The organism is Croceibacterium sp. TMG7-5b_MA50 (genome assembly GCF_039830145.1).
GTDB lineage: Bacteria > Pseudomonadota > Alphaproteobacteria > Sphingomonadales > Sphingomonadaceae > Croceibacterium.
This window is the reverse complement of the sequence record NZ_CP156082.1, coordinates 2,274,942-2,290,407: the sequence shown is the minus strand read 5'-3', so window position 1 is coordinate 2,290,407 and position 15,466 is coordinate 2,274,942. Positions and strand designations below refer to the sequence as shown.

At 69.1% G+C, this 15,466-nt stretch carries 18 protein-coding genes; 12 read left to right on the top strand and 6 right to left on the bottom strand.

What is annotated here, in order from left to right:
* The first annotated feature begins 250 nt into the window (after positions 1 to 250).
* Complete coding sequence (locus tag V5740_RS10860) at positions 251 to 2,083, top strand: rhamnogalacturonan lyase (protein WP_347304506.1); 1,833 nt, start codon at positions 251 to 253, stop codon at positions 2,081 to 2,083.
* Between the two features lie 3 nt (positions 2,084 to 2,086).
* On the opposite strand, the gene V5740_RS10855 is transcribed toward V5740_RS10860, so the two are convergent.
* Together V5740_RS10855 and V5740_RS10850 are read right to left on the bottom strand one after the other, a co-directional pair.
* A complete protein-coding gene (locus tag V5740_RS10855; RefSeq protein WP_347302495.1) occupies positions 2,087 to 2,245 on the bottom strand; it encodes a DUF2256 domain-containing protein in 159 nt (52 codons plus the stop codon).
* Between the two features lie 17 nt (positions 2,246 to 2,262).
* Positions 2,263 to 2,991 carry an SDR family NAD(P)-dependent oxidoreductase gene (locus V5740_RS10850; RefSeq protein WP_347302494.1) on the bottom strand — a complete coding sequence of 243 codons (729 nt, stop codon included), beginning with the start codon at positions 2,989 to 2,991 and terminating at the stop codon, positions 2,263 to 2,265.
* An 84-nt stretch (positions 2,992 to 3,075) separates the two neighbouring features.
* Here V5740_RS10850 and V5740_RS10845 point away from each other — a divergent pair, with 84 nt between their 5' ends.
* Entirely contained in the window at positions 3,076 to 3,522 is a 447-nt protein-coding gene (locus V5740_RS10845; RefSeq protein ID WP_347302493.1) for a DUF3429 domain-containing protein, read from the top strand.
* The gene (locus V5740_RS10840; protein WP_347302492.1) at positions 3,519 to 4,967 is read left to right on the top strand and encodes an AMP nucleosidase; all 1,449 of its coding nucleotides are present in this window, start codon (positions 3,519 to 3,521) and stop codon (positions 4,965 to 4,967) included. Before V5740_RS10845 ends, V5740_RS10840 begins: the two co-directional genes overlap by 4 nt.
* Before the next feature lie 2 nt (positions 4,968 to 4,969).
* On the opposite strand, the gene V5740_RS10835 is transcribed toward V5740_RS10840, so the two are convergent.
* Positions 4,970 to 6,115, bottom strand: coding sequence for a M23 family metallopeptidase (locus tag V5740_RS10835; RefSeq protein WP_347302491.1), 1,146 nt, complete (start codon positions 6,113 to 6,115; stop codon positions 4,970 to 4,972).
* Between the two features lie 232 nt (positions 6,116 to 6,347).
* Between V5740_RS10835 and V5740_RS10830 the strand changes: the two genes are divergently transcribed.
* From V5740_RS10830 to V5740_RS10815, 4 genes are all read left to right on the top strand, one after another.
* Positions 6,348 to 7,625: a glutamate-5-semialdehyde dehydrogenase gene (locus tag V5740_RS10830; RefSeq protein ID WP_347302490.1), complete on the top strand. Its 1,278-nt coding sequence runs from the start codon at positions 6,348 to 6,350 to the stop codon at positions 7,623 to 7,625.
* Positions 7,626 to 7,662: 37 nt separating this feature from the next.
* Positions 7,663 to 8,361, top strand: coding sequence for a nicotinate-nucleotide adenylyltransferase (locus V5740_RS10825; protein ID WP_347302489.1), 699 nt, complete (start codon positions 7,663 to 7,665; stop codon positions 8,359 to 8,361).
* Between the two features lie 130 nt (positions 8,362 to 8,491).
* A complete protein-coding gene (gene rsfS / locus V5740_RS10820) occupies positions 8,492 to 8,893 on the top strand; it encodes a ribosome silencing factor (RefSeq protein ID WP_347302488.1) in 402 nt (133 codons plus the stop codon).
* Between the two features lie 23 nt (positions 8,894 to 8,916).
* Positions 8,917 to 9,339, top strand: coding sequence for a 23S rRNA (pseudouridine(1915)-N(3))-methyltransferase RlmH (locus V5740_RS10815; RefSeq protein WP_347302487.1), 423 nt, complete (start codon positions 8,917 to 8,919; stop codon positions 9,337 to 9,339).
* On the opposite strand, the gene V5740_RS10810 is transcribed toward V5740_RS10815, so the two are convergent.
* Positions 9,324 to 9,779 carry a DUF6766 family protein gene (locus V5740_RS10810; RefSeq protein WP_347302486.1) on the bottom strand — a complete coding sequence of 152 codons (456 nt, stop codon included), beginning with the start codon at positions 9,777 to 9,779 and terminating at the stop codon, positions 9,324 to 9,326. The two genes, V5740_RS10815 and V5740_RS10810, sit on opposite strands and share 16 nt — an antisense overlap.
* Positions 9,780 to 9,917: 138 nt before the next feature.
* Between V5740_RS10810 and V5740_RS10805 the strand changes: the two genes are divergently transcribed.
* From V5740_RS10805 to wecB, 5 genes are all read left to right on the top strand, one after another.
* Positions 9,918 to 11,255, top strand: coding sequence for a S41 family peptidase (locus tag V5740_RS10805; RefSeq protein ID WP_347302485.1), 1,338 nt, complete (start codon positions 9,918 to 9,920; stop codon positions 11,253 to 11,255).
* A gap of 5 nt (positions 11,256 to 11,260) precedes the next feature.
* Positions 11,261 to 11,737 (top strand): disulfide bond formation protein B, encoded by a 477-nt coding sequence (locus V5740_RS10800; protein ID WP_347302484.1) that lies wholly within the window; start codon positions 11,261 to 11,263, stop codon positions 11,735 to 11,737.
* Positions 11,734 to 12,279: a demethoxyubiquinone hydroxylase family protein gene (locus V5740_RS10795; protein ID WP_347302483.1), complete on the top strand. Its 546-nt coding sequence runs from the start codon at positions 11,734 to 11,736 to the stop codon at positions 12,277 to 12,279. The genes V5740_RS10800 and V5740_RS10795 overlap by 4 nt, the downstream gene beginning before the upstream one ends.
* 97 nt (positions 12,280 to 12,376) lie before the next feature.
* Positions 12,377 to 13,051, top strand: a complete 675-nt coding sequence (locus V5740_RS10790; RefSeq protein WP_347302482.1) for a hypothetical protein — start codon at positions 12,377 to 12,379, stop codon at positions 13,049 to 13,051.
* Between the two features lie 42 nt (positions 13,052 to 13,093).
* Positions 13,094 to 14,224 carry a UDP-N-acetylglucosamine 2-epimerase (non-hydrolyzing) gene (gene wecB, locus V5740_RS10785; RefSeq protein WP_347302481.1) on the top strand — a complete coding sequence of 377 codons (1,131 nt, stop codon included), beginning with the start codon at positions 13,094 to 13,096 and terminating at the stop codon, positions 14,222 to 14,224.
* On the opposite strand, the gene V5740_RS10780 is transcribed toward wecB, so the two are convergent.
* On the bottom strand, positions 14,221 to 14,622 hold the full coding sequence (locus V5740_RS10780; RefSeq protein ID WP_347302480.1) for a GFA family protein: 402 nt from the start codon (positions 14,620 to 14,622) through the stop codon (positions 14,221 to 14,223). The two genes, wecB and V5740_RS10780, sit on opposite strands and share 4 nt — an antisense overlap.
* Before the next feature lie 17 nt (positions 14,623 to 14,639).
* Complete coding sequence (gene fabI / locus V5740_RS10775) at positions 14,640 to 15,464, bottom strand: enoyl-ACP reductase FabI (protein ID WP_347302479.1); 825 nt, start codon at positions 15,462 to 15,464, stop codon at positions 14,640 to 14,642.
* Positions 15,465 to 15,466: the final 2 nt, after the last annotated feature.

The window sequence follows — 15,466 nt, the reverse complement described above, 5'->3', positions numbered from 1 at the left end:
GATACCCTTTGCGACAATTGGGATGGCGCTTCATATCTTGGGATAGTGCTTGCGAATGCCGGTGAGTTATACGACAACCACCTGAAGAACTGCCGCCAGCGAGCGGCGTCACCAGGGAGAGCCGCCGATGCGCCGTACCACTATCCTTCTCGCCTGCACCGCCACGTTGGCCCTGTCCGCGTGCGCCGGGCAGAGCGCGCTGGGCAGCGCCGCATCAATGGCAGGCCCGGTCACGCTGAACGGTCGGCAGATGGAACGGCTGGACCGCGGCGTTGTCGCGGTGCCGGCACAAGGCGGCGGTACGCTGGTCAGCTGGCGGCTGCTCGGCACCGACGCGGCGGGCACGGCCTTCGCCGTCTTTCGTGATGGACAGCGTATCACGCCGCATCCGCTGACCGGGGCGACCGCTTACGTGGACAATACGGGCGGCACCGGTGCGACCTATACCGTCGCGGTGCTGGAGAACGGCCAGCCCGGTATGCAGAGCCGGCCCGCCAGCGTCTGGACCGGTGGCTATACTGACATCCCGCTCGACCTGCCGGCCCCCGGCACGACGCCCGATGGGCAGGGCTATGACTGGAGCGCCAACGACGTCAGCGCCGGCGATCTGGATGGGGACGGCCAATACGAGCTGATCGTGAAGTGGTATCCATCCAACGCGAAGGACAATTCGCAGAGCGGCTATACCGGACCGGTGCTGCTGGACGCCTACACGCTGGACGGACGGAAGCTGTGGCGCATCGACCTGGGCCGCAATGTCCGGTCGGGTGCGCACTACACGCAGTTCATGGTCGCCGATTTCGACGGGGACGGCCGGTCGGAGATCGCGGTGAAGACCGCCGACGGCACGGTCGATGGTACCGGCAAGATCCTGGGCGATGCCGATGCCGACTGGCGCGCGGGCGACGCCACGGTGGCGAGCAGCGACCGCACCGGATCGGAAACGCTGGCCGACGGTACCCGCGTGGCGCGCACCACTGGACGCATCTTGTCCGGGCCCGAATACCTGACCGTGTTCGAAGGGGCGACCGGCCGGGCGCTCGCCTCCGTCCCGTTCGAACCCAGGCGCCACCCGGACACCGACAATCCCACTCCCGAGCAGGCCCAGGCGACCTGGGGCGACATGTACGGCAACCGGGCGGACCGGATGCTGGCGGGGGTCGCCTGGCTGGATGGCGTCCGCCCCTCCATCATCATGGCGCGGGGCTACTACGCGCATACCATGGTGGCGGCCTACGACTTCCGCGACGGCGCGCTGACGAAGCGCTGGCTGTTCGATTCGGCGGTGCCCGGCAACGAGAGCTACGGCGGGCAGGGCAACCACCAGCTCGCGGTCGCCGACGTCGATGCCGATGGCCGGGACGAGATCGTCTATGGCGCCATGGCGCTGGACGACAATGGCGCCGGGCTGTGGAACAGCGGCATGGGCCACGGCGATGCGATGCATGTATCCGACCTCGACCCCAGGCGTCCGGGGCTGGAGAAGTTCGGCGTGTTGGAGAACATGCGAATGGCCGGCAATCGTGGCAGCGCCATGCTGGATGCGCGGACCGGAGAGGTGCTGTGGAGCACGCCGGCGGACAGCGACACCGGCCGCGGCCTCGCCGCCGATATCGACCCGCGCCATCCGGGGGCGGAGGCGTGGTCCAGCAACAGCCCCAGCCTGTACGATGCGCGTGGCAAGGTGATCGCCGACGCGAAGCCGCGCGCTGCCAACTTCGCCATCTGGTGGGACGGCGATCCTTTGCGCGAACTGCTGGATGGGGAAGTCATCACCAAATGGGACTGGCAGTCCGGTCGCGAGACCACGCTGCTGCAGCCCAAAGGCGTCGCCAGCAACAACGGCACCAAGAAGAACCCCGGCCTTTCCGCCGACATCCTGGGCGACTGGCGGGAAGAGCTGATCGTGCGCACCGCCGACAGCCGTGCCCTGCGCATCTATGCGACACCATACCCGACCGACATCCGCCTCACCACGCTGATGCACGATCCGGTCTACCGAGCAGCCGTGGCGTGGCAGAACACCGCCTACAACCAGCCGCCGCATACCAGCTTCGACATGGTGACGAAGGCGGGCCGCTGAGGTTCAGCCGGCGGGTGCGGCAGGACCTGCCCGTCGGCAGCGGTCGGAACAGTACTTCACCTCGTCCCAGTCGCGTTCCCACTTCTTGCGCCACGCGAAGGGGCGATGGCAGCTGAGGCAATCCTTGGTGGGCAGGTCACCCTTGCGGCGCATCTTGGGCATGATGCGCCGCTAACGCTTCAATAGGCGATGCGGGTGCCGTCCCACGCGAACAGCCCGCCGCTGTCGGCCGGCGTGAGGCCGTCCAACACGTCCAGCAGGTAGCCGGCGGATTGGTCGGGGGAGAACAGCTTGCCGGCCGGCACACCCCGCTGGAACGGAGCGGACAGGCCGGTATCGACCGTGCCGGGGTGCAGCGCGGCGACGATCGCCTGGGGGTGGGTGCGCGCCTGTTCGATGGCGAAGCTGCGCACCAGCATGTTCAGCGCAGCCTTGCTGGCGCGGTAGCTGTGCCAGCCGCCCAGCCGGTTGTCGGCGATCGAGCCGACGCGGGCCGACAGCACCGCGAACACCGCCCGCCGGTCGCGCGGCAGCAGCGGCAGGGTGTGGCGGGCGATGATCGCCGGACCGATCGCATTGACCTGGAACAGATGGGCGAGAGTGTCGCCCCGCACCTGACGATAGCTCTTTTCAGGCGCGATGCTGGCGGCCGTGTCATGCAGCACGCCGGTGGCGACGAACACCAGGTCGGGCGGCCCGGCCAGCGCGGCCACCGCCGCCGCGATCGAGCCCTCATCCTCCAGGTCGAAGCGGAACGGGACCACGCTTCCCGGCAGGTGCGCTGGCGCTGTGCGCGCGCCCGCATGGATGGCGGCGAACCCGCCGCTTTCCGCCAGCCGCCGGACCAGCGCCGCGCCGATGCCGCCGCCTGCGCCGAAGATCATCGCGGTGCGTGCCGGCTCGCCCATCCCGCCAATGTGGCGACTGGCGCGATGGAGGCAAGCGCCGATGCCCCCTTGCCGGGGCGGCCGGTCATGGTGCAGTCCGCTGTGGTGATAACCCCCGCGCTGCCCCGACCGCCCGTCCTGCTCGGCCTTGCCGGCATCCTGCCGCAGGCCGCGCTGCTGCTTGTCACCCTGGTGCTGCCGCTGTGGCGCTGGGCGGCGGTGGCGGCGGGATGCTTCTATGCCGCGATCATCCTGTCATTCCTGGGCGGCATGTGGTGGATGCTCGGCCTGCTGACCGGGCGGCGCGACTGGGGCATCTACCTGCTAGCGGTGGTACCCAGTCTGATCGGCTGGGCCGCGCTACTGCCCGGCCTGCCGGGCTGGAGCGGGCCGGCGCCGTCGTTGACCGTCCTCGGGTTCTGCCTGCTGGCTAGTCCGCTGATCGACCGGGCTTTAAATCGTGACGCGACGCTGCCGGCCGACTGGCTGCGGCTGCGCCGCGCCATGTCCACCGGCCTTGGCCTGACCACATTGGGATTGGCTTTCGCATGAGCACCGCACCCATGAGCAACATCGACCCCGACGCCATCGTCGACCAGCTGGAGCAGCGTCACGCCACTGCCCTCGCCGCATTGCGGGGGGCGGTGGCCGGCTGGCTGCGCGACGGCACCATGCCCGCGCCCGAGATGCGGGTGAACGGCGCCTTCACCTATCCCGAGCTGCGCGTGACCGTCGCCGGATCGCCCGCACCGCTGGGCCGGCGGCGGGCCGATCGCAAGCTGGTGACGCCCGGCGAATATCGCATCTCCATCACCCGCCCGGCCCTGTTCCGCCGCTATCTGGTGGAGCAGCTGAAGGCGCTGGCGCATGACCACGCGATCAGCGTGGAGGTCGGGCAATCATCGGCGGAAATCCCGTTCCCCTACGCCATCGACGGGCTGGACCTCGCCGACACCCGCTTCGCCGAGCTCGCCATGTTCCTGCCCACCACCGAGCTCGCGCTGGTCGGGGACGAGGTGAGCGACGGGGTGTGGCGCGGCGGTAGCGAGGGGCGGCCATTGGCGCATTTCGATGCGCTGCGCACCGATTTCAGCCTGGCGCGGCTGCGGCATTATACCGGCACCCCGCCGGAGCACTTCCAGCGCTACGTCCTGTTCACCAATTACCACCGCTACGTCGATGCGTTCGCCGCCTGGGCGGGGGAGCAACTGTCGGGCGACAGCCGCTACACCGCGTTCAGCGCGGCGGGCGGCGCGTGGCACGAACGGGGTGATGCCCATGCGGGGGAGGTGGCGGGGGATGCCTGGCGGCGGCACCAGATGCCGGCCTACCACCTGATCGCACCCGATGGGGAGGGGATCACGCTGGTCAATATCGGCGTCGGCCCATCCAACGCCAAGACGCTGACCGACCACCTGGCGGTGCTGCGGCCGGAAGCGTGGGTGATGATCGGCCATTGCGGCGGCCTGCGCGCCAGCCAGATCATCGGCGATTACGTGCTGGCCCACGCCTATCTGCGCGACGACCATGTGCTGGACGACATCCTGGCGCCGGAAATCCCCGTACCCCCTATCGCGGAGGTCCAGCAGGCGCTGCACCGCGCGACGGAGATCGTGACGGGGGAGGATGCCGTGGGTGTGCGTGACCGGCTGCGCACGGGCACGGTGGTGACGGTGGACGACCGCAACTGGGAACTGCGCTACACCGAATATGCGCTGCGGTTCAATCAGTCGCGGGCGGTCGCGGTGGACATGGAATCGGCCACCATCGCCACGCAGGGGCAGCGCTTCCGGGTGCCCCACGGCACCCTGCTATGCGTGTCGGACAAGCCGCTGCATGGGGAAATCAAGCTGCCCAACCAGGCGAACCGCTTCTACGAACGCGCGATTCGCGAACACATCGCCATCGGCATCGAGACGGTGTCGCAACTGCGCGAGGTCGGCGGTCGGCTGCACAGCCGCAAGCTGCGCGCCTTTGACGAGCCGCCGTTCCGGTAAGGTTATTCCCCGCGCGCGTCCGCCAGCAGCGCGGGTGCATTGCGCAGGAACGGCAGGGGGTTCACCGCGCGGCCGTGCACGCGCACCTCGAAATGGAGGTGCGGCCCGGTGGAGCGGCCCGTGCTGCCCAGCATCGCCACCTGATCGCCCGCCTTCACCCGATCGCCGACCTTGGCCTTCCAACCGGACAGGTGGCCGTAACGCGTCATCATGCCGTTGCCGTGCGTCACCTCCACCGTGCGGCCATAGCCGCCCTTGGTGCCCACAAAGGTCACCCGGCCATCCGCCGCCGCCAGCACGGGGCTGCCCATCGGCGCGGCAAAGTCCAGCCCGGCGTGGAGCGCAGCGGTGCCGTGGAACGGATCGCGGCGATAGCCAAAGGAGGAGGAGAAGCGGGCACCCGCCACCGGCATCACCTGCGGGACGCGTGCCATCGACTGTTCCAGTTCCGCCATGCGGGTCAGGCTGGCGCCCAGCCGCTCGAACCGGGGGGAGAGAGCGCCATCGGCGCCGCTGCTGAACGCCTCCAGCGGACCACCCATGGCGAGCTGGTCGTTGCGCCCGGCGCGCACGGTGCGCGGATCGACACCCAGCGCGCGGATCGCGCCCTCGGCCCGGTCGGCGCGGGTCTCGGCATAGCGGGTCAGCCGGGCGGCCAGCGCCAGTTGCCGCTGCTCCAGCTTCAGCAGCGCGGCGCCCTGCGGCAAGGCGGCGCCGATCCGCTGCGCCCGGCCGCTCGCCTCGCTCAGGTCGGCGGCTGCGGCCGCTTCCTGATCCGCGACGGCATCGGCGGGCAGCATGCCGGCGACCGATTCAAGCAATTCCTGCCGCTGCGACAAGTCGGCGGCGACCCGGTCGACCTCCGCCTGCCAGCGGGCCACCGTGGCGGCCTCGCCGCTCACCAGCGCCTCCCGTTCAGCGACCAGCGCCTGCTGCTCCACGGTTTGCGCCCGGCCCATCGCCAGCGCACCCACGGAGGCGATCCAGGCCGTCGCCACCGCGCCGCAGACTCCCGCCAGCACCATCTGCTTGCGGGTGGACAAGGCGATGCTGCGCTGCTTACCGCCGTCAGTGCGCCAGGAGAACTCCCGCGGGGCGAACAGCGTATGCAGGCGGCTGCGCGCCGGCTTGATGGTGGCGTGGTGCAAGGTGCGATCCGTATTTGTGGTCCCGTCCCGATCAGCGGCTACACACAGGATTGGAACAGAGTCGACCGCCAGACCCGCGAAACGGGGCTGAGCCGACAGGGGTTCGCGGCGGAACGTTAGCCGGGAGAACTTTTTTGCAGGTATTTTTACGTTGGGCGGGAACTCATCGGCGGCAGAAGCGTGCGGGGATTCGGCCCTGACATGCCGAGAACCGACTGATAGAGCGGCGCCCATGTCTACCCAGCCCGAAGCTCTCGCCCACGATCCCGCACAGCTGGTGGAACAGCTCGCCAGGGAAGGTCGCGCCGCTCAAGGCCAGCTTGCCCGCATGGAGACTGCCGCCAAAGCTCGCGCGCTGCGCGCCGCCGCCGCCGCCTTGCGTGATGCGGCACCAGCGATCCTCTCCGCGAACCAGCAGGATCATGCCGCCGCGCAGGCGAACGGCACCAGCGGCGCCATGCTGGACCGGCTGCGCCTGGACGAGGCGCGGCTTGAAGGCATCGCCGCTGCGGTGGAAGCGGTTGCCGGTCTGCCCGATCCGGTCGGGGAAGTCATTCATCGCAGCGAGGCGACGGCCGGGATGGCGCTGTCGCGCGTGCGCATCCCCATCGGCCTGATCGGCATCATCTACGAATCGCGCCCCAACGTCACCGCCGATGCCGCGGCGCTCTGCGTGATGAGCGGCAATGCCGCACTGCTGCGCGGGGGGAGCGAGGCGGTGAACACCAACCGCGCGATCCACCGCGCCTTGGTCGCGGGGCTGGAGGCTGAAGGCGTGCCGGCCGCAGCGGTGCAATTGCTGCCGACGCAGGACCGCGCCGCCGTCGGAGCCATGCTGCGCGCCGCCGGCCTGGTCGACATGATCATCCCGCGTGGCGGCAAGGGGCTGGTCGCGCGCGTGCAGGCGGAGGCGCGGGTGCCCGTGCTGGCGCATCTGGACGGCATCAACCACACCTATATCCATCAGGCCGCCGATCCGGAAATGGCGCGGGCGTTGGCATTGAACGGGAAGATGCGCCGCACCGGCGTCTGCGGCGCGACGGAGACGCTGCTGATCGATGCCGCTTTTCCCGATGCCGGCGGTGTGCTGGCGGGCCTGATCGATGGCGGCTGTACCCTGCGCGGCGATGCCCGTGCGCAGGCGATCGACCCGCGCGTCGTGCCGGCGAGCGCCAATGACTGGGACACCGAATATCTCGATTCGGTGCTGTCCGTGGCGATCGTCGACGGGCTGGAGCAGGCATTGGCGCATATCGCCCGCCATTCCAGCGGCCATACCGACGCGATCGTCACCGCCGACGAGGCCGTGGCGGAGGAGTTCCTGGCCCGCGTCGACAGTGCGATCGTGATGGTCAACGCCTCCACCCAGTTCGCCGATGGCGGGGAGTTCGGGCTCGGGGCGGAGATCGGCATTGCCACCGGCCGGCTGCATGCGCGCGGTCCCGTCGCGCTGGAAGGGCTGACAACCTACAAGTGGCAGGTGCGCGGGACGGGCCAGGCGCGGGCCTGAACGCCCCCGATGCAGCGGCAGCCATGAACCGGCAGCCATGAACCGACGGGGCCCCGTTACCGGGCTGCTGGGCGGCAGCTTCAACCCGGCCCATGGCGGGCACCGGCGGATCACGCAGTTTGCGATGGCCGCCCTGGACCTGGACGAGGCGTGGTGGCTGGTCTCGCCCGGCAATCCGCTTAAACCCCGCGCTGGCATGGCGCCGCTGCCCGCGCGCTATCGCTCCGCCCGCGCACAGGCGCGCCGCGCGCCGATCATCGTCACCGCGATCGAGCGGGAGCTGGGCGAGGTTTACACCGTAAACACGCTGGCCGCTCTGCTGCGACGATATCCGAAGCGTCGCTTCGTCTGGCTGATGGGCGCGGACAATCTGGCGCAGTTCCACCGCTGGCGCGGCTGGCGGCGGATCGCCCGGCAGATGCCGATTGCGGTGATTGCGCGCCCCGGCTATGATGCGGCTGCCCTCGCGAGCCCCGCGATGGCCTGGCTCAGGCACTACCGGCTGCCCGCCGCCAGCCTTCGCGATGCCACATCGCCCCGCCGGCGTGAATGGAGCGCACCTGCGCTGATAGAGTTGCGTTTCGATCCCGATCCGCGATCGGCCACGATGGTCCGCCTGTCGGATCCGGACTGGGTCGCGCGTCACACCCGGTTGCCATCCGCCGCCGGTCTTCGCGATCAATTGACGCATCACGCCATTCACGATCCCGCCCAGACAGCGGTGCATGCCCGGTGATCCCGGGACGGTGCCGTTCGCGGGCGATCGCCCACCCACCCGCACAGGAGCATCCATCGCTGCGATGACACAGGTTCACCAAGTGCCGGCCCCGGCCGTGACCACGACCTTGCACGCAACGCTTTCCACCATGTCCGAACCTACCCCAATCGCACCTGCCGCCGCCATCGATGCGGAGCCCGGCTCCATCCACGCGCTGGTCCTGCACCAGCTGGACGAGGATCAGGCGCAGGACGTCGTTTCCATCCCGCTCGCCGGCAAGTCCTCCATCGCCGACCACATGGTGATCGCATCGGGCCGCTCGACCCGGCAGGTCGCCGCCATGGCCGGCAAGATAGCGGAGCGGTTGAAGAAGGAAGGCCACGGCAATGCCCGGATCGAAGGCCTGCCCGCCGCGGACTGGGTGCTGATCGACGCGGGCGACGTGGTGGTCCACCTGTTCCGCCCCGAAGTCCGTTCCTTCTACAATCTGGAACGCATGTGGGGCTTCGGCGACGAAGGCTCCGCCACATCCATGGCGGGCCACGCCTGACGGCCTGACCCGCCTGCTTCCCAATGCTGCTCCACGTCATTGCCCGCGGCAAGATCGGCCGCTCGCCGGAAGCGGAGCTGGTTGACCGTTACGCCCAGCGGATCGCCTGGCCGCTGAAGCTGACGGAGCTGCCCGAACGCGGAGGCCGCGTGGCGGACCCGACGACGCCGCTTCGCCGCGTGCTGTTGGACGAGCGGGGCAGGCAAATGACCAGCGAGGCGCTGGCGGCGCAGCTCGCCGCCTGGCGCGACGGCGGTGTGCGCGAATGCCGGTTCGAACTGGGCGCAGCGGACGGGCACGGGGATGATGGCCGCGCCGGGGCCGATCTGTTGCTGGCCTTCGGCGCCGCGACGTGGCCCCACCTGCTGGCCCGCGCCATGCTGCTGGAACAGCTGTACCGCGCGACGACCATCGTGGCGGGGCATCCCTATCACCGATCCGGTTGATCCTGCCGCAGGTGGTTGAAGCGAGACGGGTGGCCGGTGTCGCGCAGATAATATTGGTCCAGCTGATCGATGATCCGCTGCCCTTGCTGGTCGCCCGCATGCATCCGCAGGAGTTCGTCGATCTTCGCCTCCAGCCGGTCGTCATTCTCCTTGGAGCTGGGGGAACCCAGATAGAGAAAGTAGGCAAGGCCGACCACCTGCCAGAGCAGTTGCAGAAATTCCGACTGCCAATTCTCGAATGTGTCGCGGCTCGCCTGCGTGACGAACTCCGAGAATTCAGGCGTCGTGCCGTGCTGACGCGCCTCGTCCTGGAAGGCCTGCCAGCCGAAATACCAATGCAGCACCAGTGACACCAGAAAGAAGGCGAGGGTCAGCCAGGCATAGCTGTACTTGCCAAGCACGCCGAGCTTGCGTGCGGTACGTTCGGGACCATCTGACATGGCATGGCTCCTTGATGGCGTTGCAACGGGAAAACTCGCCATCGGCAGCCTGGTGCCGCTCCTTCACGCCTCATCTGGCGTTCAGCACGCTTCGTGCTTAGAATGGTATCCGTGTCGCTTACCCGAAAGCCTGTCCGCATGAGTCTCGCCCGCCCGCTGCGTGCCGCCGCCCTCCTGTGCGCCGTGGCGCTGGTGCCTGCCACCACCGCCGGCCTGGCGCAGGTCGAAGGGCGCGCCAGCCCTGAGTTCGCCAAGCTGTTCGCCACGTACCAGCGGATCAAGGCGAGCTATGTGGAGCCGGTGTCGGACGATGTCCTGATCCGCGGCGCGATCGACGGCATGCTCGCCGCGCTGGACCCGCACTCCGCCTATCTCGACGGGTCCGCGCTGCAGCGCCTGGAAACGATGATCGACGGCAATTACCAGGGTCTCGGCATTTCCGTGCAGATGGACGATGGCGCGGTGAAGGTCGTGTCGCCGTTCAAGGGCAGCCCGGCGGAAGCGGCCGGGATCAAGGCGGGCGATTACATCACCCATATCGACGGCAAGCTGATCTACGGATTGGAGCTGGACGAGGCGGTGCAGCAGATGCGCGGGCCCGCCGGCAGCGCCATCCGCCTGTCGATCTTCCGCGCGGGCCGCGACGCGCCGTTCGACGTTAGCGTGACCCGCGGCCTGATCGAGCTGGAGCCGGTCACGCACGAGCTGAAGGCGGGCCGCATCGGCTACATCAGCGTGAACGAGTTCAGCCGCGATGTCGGCGCGGACGTGAATGGGGCGCTGAATGCCCTGCGCGGGCAGGTGGGCGGGCAACTCGCCGGCCTGGTGCTCGACCTGCGGCGCAATCCCGGCGGCTCGCTGGACGAGGCGGTCGCCCTGTCCGACCTGTTCCTCGACAAGGGGCAGATCGTGTCGCAGCGGGGCCGGTCGCGCGCCGATACCATCCAGTACCAGGCCGAAACCGTCTATCGCGGTGATGCCGCCCGCGGCGTGCCGATGATCGTGCTGATCGATGTCGGCAGCGCCAGCGCCAGCGAGATCGTCGCCGGCGCACTGCAGGACCAGCACCGCGCGCTGATCATGGGCGAACGCTCCTTCGGGAAGGGCAGCGTGCAGACGCTGCTGCCGCTGGCGCAGGATGCCGCGCTGAAGCTGACCACCGCGCGCTACTACACCCCGTCCGGCCGATCGGTGCAGGAAGGCGGGATCGAGCCCGATATTCGCGTGCCGCAGCTCTCCGACCCTGATGCCGCGACCCGCAGCCAGTATGCCATGCGCGAAAGCGACCTGCGCCGCCATCTGGTGAACGAAGTCGATCTGGAGGATGAGTCGCTTGAAAGCGACCGTCAGGCCGATCCCCGCTTCACCGCCACGGCTGAGGAATTGAAGGCGCAAGGGGTGGAGGACTTCCAGCTCGATTACGCGCTGAAGACGCTGCGCCGCACCGGCGGTGCGGTCATGACCGCGCGGCGCTAAGCCTGATGACCAGCGATCTGCGGCTGGCGCAACGCCTGGCGCTGGCCGTACCCGCCGTGCTGCTGGCGGGCGCATACCTGTCACAATACGCCTTTGGCCTGCCCCCGTGCGAGATGTGCTGGTGGCAGCGATACGCCCATTTCGCCGCGCTGGCCTTTGCGCTGCTGGCTCTGCCGCTGGCGCGGACGCGGCCGGCCTTGCTGGCGCTGGCGGCGCTGGCGATCTGCGTGTCGGGCATGATCGGCGGCTTCCACGCGGGCGTGGAATATGGCTGGTGGCCGGGCATCACCACCTGCGCGCAGCCGGCGGGCCTGGGCGGCGGAGGCGATCCGCTGGCGGCGATCATGGACGCACCGCTCGTCCGCTGCGACGTGGCACCGTGGACCCTTGCCGGCGTTTCGCTGGCAGGTTGGAACGCACTGCTTTCGCTGTTGGCGGGCTTGGCGGTGTTCCGCCTGCTGGGTCTGGAGAAGCGCGCATGACCAACACGCCAACAGAAGCGGAACGCCAGCGGATGATCCGCGTCGACCAGGCGGGCGAGTTCGGCGCCACGCGTATCTATGCCGGGCAACTGGCCGTGATGGGCGAACATTCACCGCTCTCGGCCGAGATCCGGGGCATGGCGGAGCAGGAGGCGCAGCACCGTGCCGAGTTCGACGCCCTGCTGGCCCGTCGCGGTGTGCGCCCGACCGCGTTGCAGCCGTTCTGGTCCGCCGCCGGCTATGCACTGGGCGCTGTCACGGCCCTGATGGGTCCGGAGGCGGCGATGGCCTGTACCGCTGCAGTGGAGGAGGAGATCGACCGTCATTACTCCGCGCAGCTCGATCGGCTGGCCGAGAGCCATGCTACCAGCGATGCCGATCCGGAGCTGGCGGACATGATCGAGCGCTTTCGTGAAGACGAGCGCGAGCACCGCGATGCCGCACTTGCCGCCGGGGCGGAGCGGGCGCCTGCCTATCCGCTGCTGTCCGCCGCGATCCGCCTGGGTTGCCGTGCGGCGATCCGCCTGTCCGAACGGGTCTAGGCACCGGCGGGGAACCGCACCCCTTCAAGCCCGGTTCATTCCGCAACAGCCTATCATCGCCTGCCCGGATCGGCGGGCCTGAGGAAAGACCAGAAGCATGACCCGCATCGCCGCTGCCCTGTTCGCCACCGCCATTGCCGGCGGCACCCTGGCGCTGCCGCTGCCCGCAGCGGCGCAGGATCAGGCGGGCGACCGGGTCAACACCGTCATCATCTATGGTGACGACGAATGCCCCACCTCCGAAGGCAACGAGATCACGGTCTGCGCCCGGCTGGACGAGGCCGAACGCTTCCGAATCCCTGAGCGTCTGCGTCAGAGCCAGGATCCGGCAAACGAGGCCTGGACCAGCCGCGTGCGCGCGTATGAGGCGGTAGGCAATTTCGGGCCGCTGTCCTGCTCAACCGTGGGCACCGGGTCAGAACTGGGCTGCACGCCGCAGTTGATCGAGGCTGCTTATGCCGAACGGCGCGCCGGCAGCGACGTGCGCTTCAGCCAATTGATCGAGCAGGAGCGGGCTGAGCGGCTGGCAACCATCGATGCGGAAGCCGCCGCCACGCAGGCGCGGGTGGAGGAGCAGGAGCGGCTGTACGAGGCGCGCCAGCGCGCCGCGCAGGAGGGCACGCCCCCTGCCGCCGTGGACCCCAGCGCGCCGCCTGCCGCCTCCACCGATCCCACCCGCCAGCCTCCGGCCACCCCGTCCGCCGATGTCCCGTTCGAGGATGACGACGATGCCGGCGCACAGCCGGTGGACGGCAGCGCGATCCCGAACTGAGCGGGCTCGCCAGTACCGGCCGGCTCTGCCACGGATGCGGGCATGACGACCCGTGTCCTGACCATCTTCGGCACCCGGCCCGAAGCGATCAAGCTGTTCCCCCTGGTGCACGCGCTGGCCGCGGACAGCCGCTTCACCAGTCGCGTATGTGCCACCGGGCAACATGGGGCGATGCTGGATGCGGTGCTGACGCTGGCCGGCATTGTGCCCGATCATGACCTTGCGGTGCTGCATCCGGGACAGTCGCTCGACCAGCTGGTCGCCCGGCTGCTGACCGGGATCGGCTCAGTGATGGATGCGGAACATCCCGACCTGGTGGTGGTGCAGGGCGACACCGCCACAGCGATGGCCGGCGCGCTCGCCGCCTATCATCGGCGCATGCCCGTGGTGCATGTGGAGGCCGGGCTTCGCAGTGGCGACATCCATCAGCCGTGGCCGGAGGAGGTGAACCGCAAGATCGTCGCCACGCTGGCGTCGCTGCATTGTGCGCCGACCCTGGATGCCGCGGCGGCTCTCCGGGCGGAGAATGTCGCGGCTGCGACGATCCATGTCACCGGCAACACGGTCGTCGATGCCCTGCACTGGGTGCGCGCGCGGTTGCAGGGGCAGCCGGCCCTGGCAGGATCGGTGGCGGATCTGCCGGCCCGTTTCGCCGGGCGCTGCATCGTGGCGGTGACCTGCCATCGGCGGGAGAACTGGGGCGCAGGGATGGAGAACATCGCCGCCGCTCTGGCCGGGTTGGCGGCACGACCCGACGTGGCGCTGGTCGCCCCGTTGCACAGCAACCCGCTGGCGCGCGCCACGATGCAGGAGCGGCTGGGTCCGTTCCCCAACGTGGCGCTGCTGGAACCACTCGACTATCCCGCCTTCGTCCACCTGCTCGACATCGCGCATCTGGTGCTGACCGACAGCGGCGGCGTGCAGGAGGAAGCGCCGGCGCTCGGCACCCCGGTGCTGGTCCTGCGGGAGAAGACGGAGCGGCCGGAAGGCGTGGCGGCCGGCACGGCGCGCCTCGTCGGGACCGATCCGGCGCGTATCCTGGTGGAGGCAACCCGCCTGCTGGACGATCCCGCCGCTCACACGGCCATGGCCCGCGCGCACAATCCTTTCGGTGATGGCCGCAGCGCCGCCCGGATCACCGACCTCATGGCCGCGCTGCGGTCGGCGGGCTAGCCCGGGTAGCGATCGAACGCGGGCAGGGTCTCCAGCGCGGGCACCCAGTCCAGCCGCTCGGCACACTGAATTTGTGCGCCGGGGGGCAGGGCGCCGGCATCGTCCAGCGTGGCGGATTGGATGTCGACGATTCCGAGCAGCATGTCCTCGTTGACGAAATACAGCCCGGTTCCGCAGCTTGCGCAGAAGAAGCGTTGCGAGCCGGTCGGGCCGGCGAAGGTCGCCGGCTGGCCGGCCGTGACGGAGAAGCTGTCGGCCGGCACCGCCAGCCACGCCATCAACGGCGCGCCGCTGCTGGCCCGGCAATCGGTGCAATGGCACACCGCGTGGTGCAGCGGTTCGTCCGCCGTGCTGGAATAGCGGATCGCCCCGCAGCGGCAGCCACCGTCAAACGCCATCGCCCTTGCTCCTCAGCTCACACCAGCGAGATGTCCGGTGCGTCTTCCTGCTTCATGCCGACCAGGTGATAGCCGGCATCGACATGATGAACCTCGCCGGTGACCCCGCTGGCGAGGTCGGACAGCAGGTACAGGCCGGCGCCACCCACATCGTCGATCGTGACGTTGCGGCGCAGCGGGCTGTTCAGCTCGTTCCACTTCAGGATGTAGCGGAAGTCGCCGATGCCGCTAGCGGCCAGGGTCTTGATCGGGCCGGCGCTGATCGCGTTCACCCGGATGTTATCCGGCCCCAGATCGTTCGCGAGGTAGCGCACGCTGGTTTCCAGCGCCGCCTTGGCCACGCCCATCACGTTGTAATGGGGGATGACCTTCTCCGCGCCGTAATAGCTCAGCGTCAGGATCGAGCCGCCACCGCTGCCGTCCTCCGCCTTGGCCGGCATCATCGCCGCCGCGCGTTTGGCCACGGCGACCAGCGAGTAGGCGGAGATGTTCATGGTCATCAGGAAGTTCTCGAGGCTGGTGTCGAGATACTTGCCGCGCAATTCGTTCTTGTCGGAAAAGCCGATCGCGTGGACCACGAAGTCCAGCGTGTCCCACCTCTCCTGCAACGTGGCGAAACCGGCGTCGAGCGCGTCCATGTTGGCGACGTCGCATTCAAACAGGAAGTCGCTGCCCAACTGCTCCGCCAGCGGGCGCACCCGCTTCGCCAGGGCTTCCCCCTGGTAGGAGAAGGCAAGGTCGGCCCCAGCCTCCGCCAGCTTGCGGGCAATGCCCCAGGCCAGCGACTTGTCGTTCGCCAGCCCCATGATCAGGCCGCGCTTGCCCTGCATCAGCGCCGTCATCG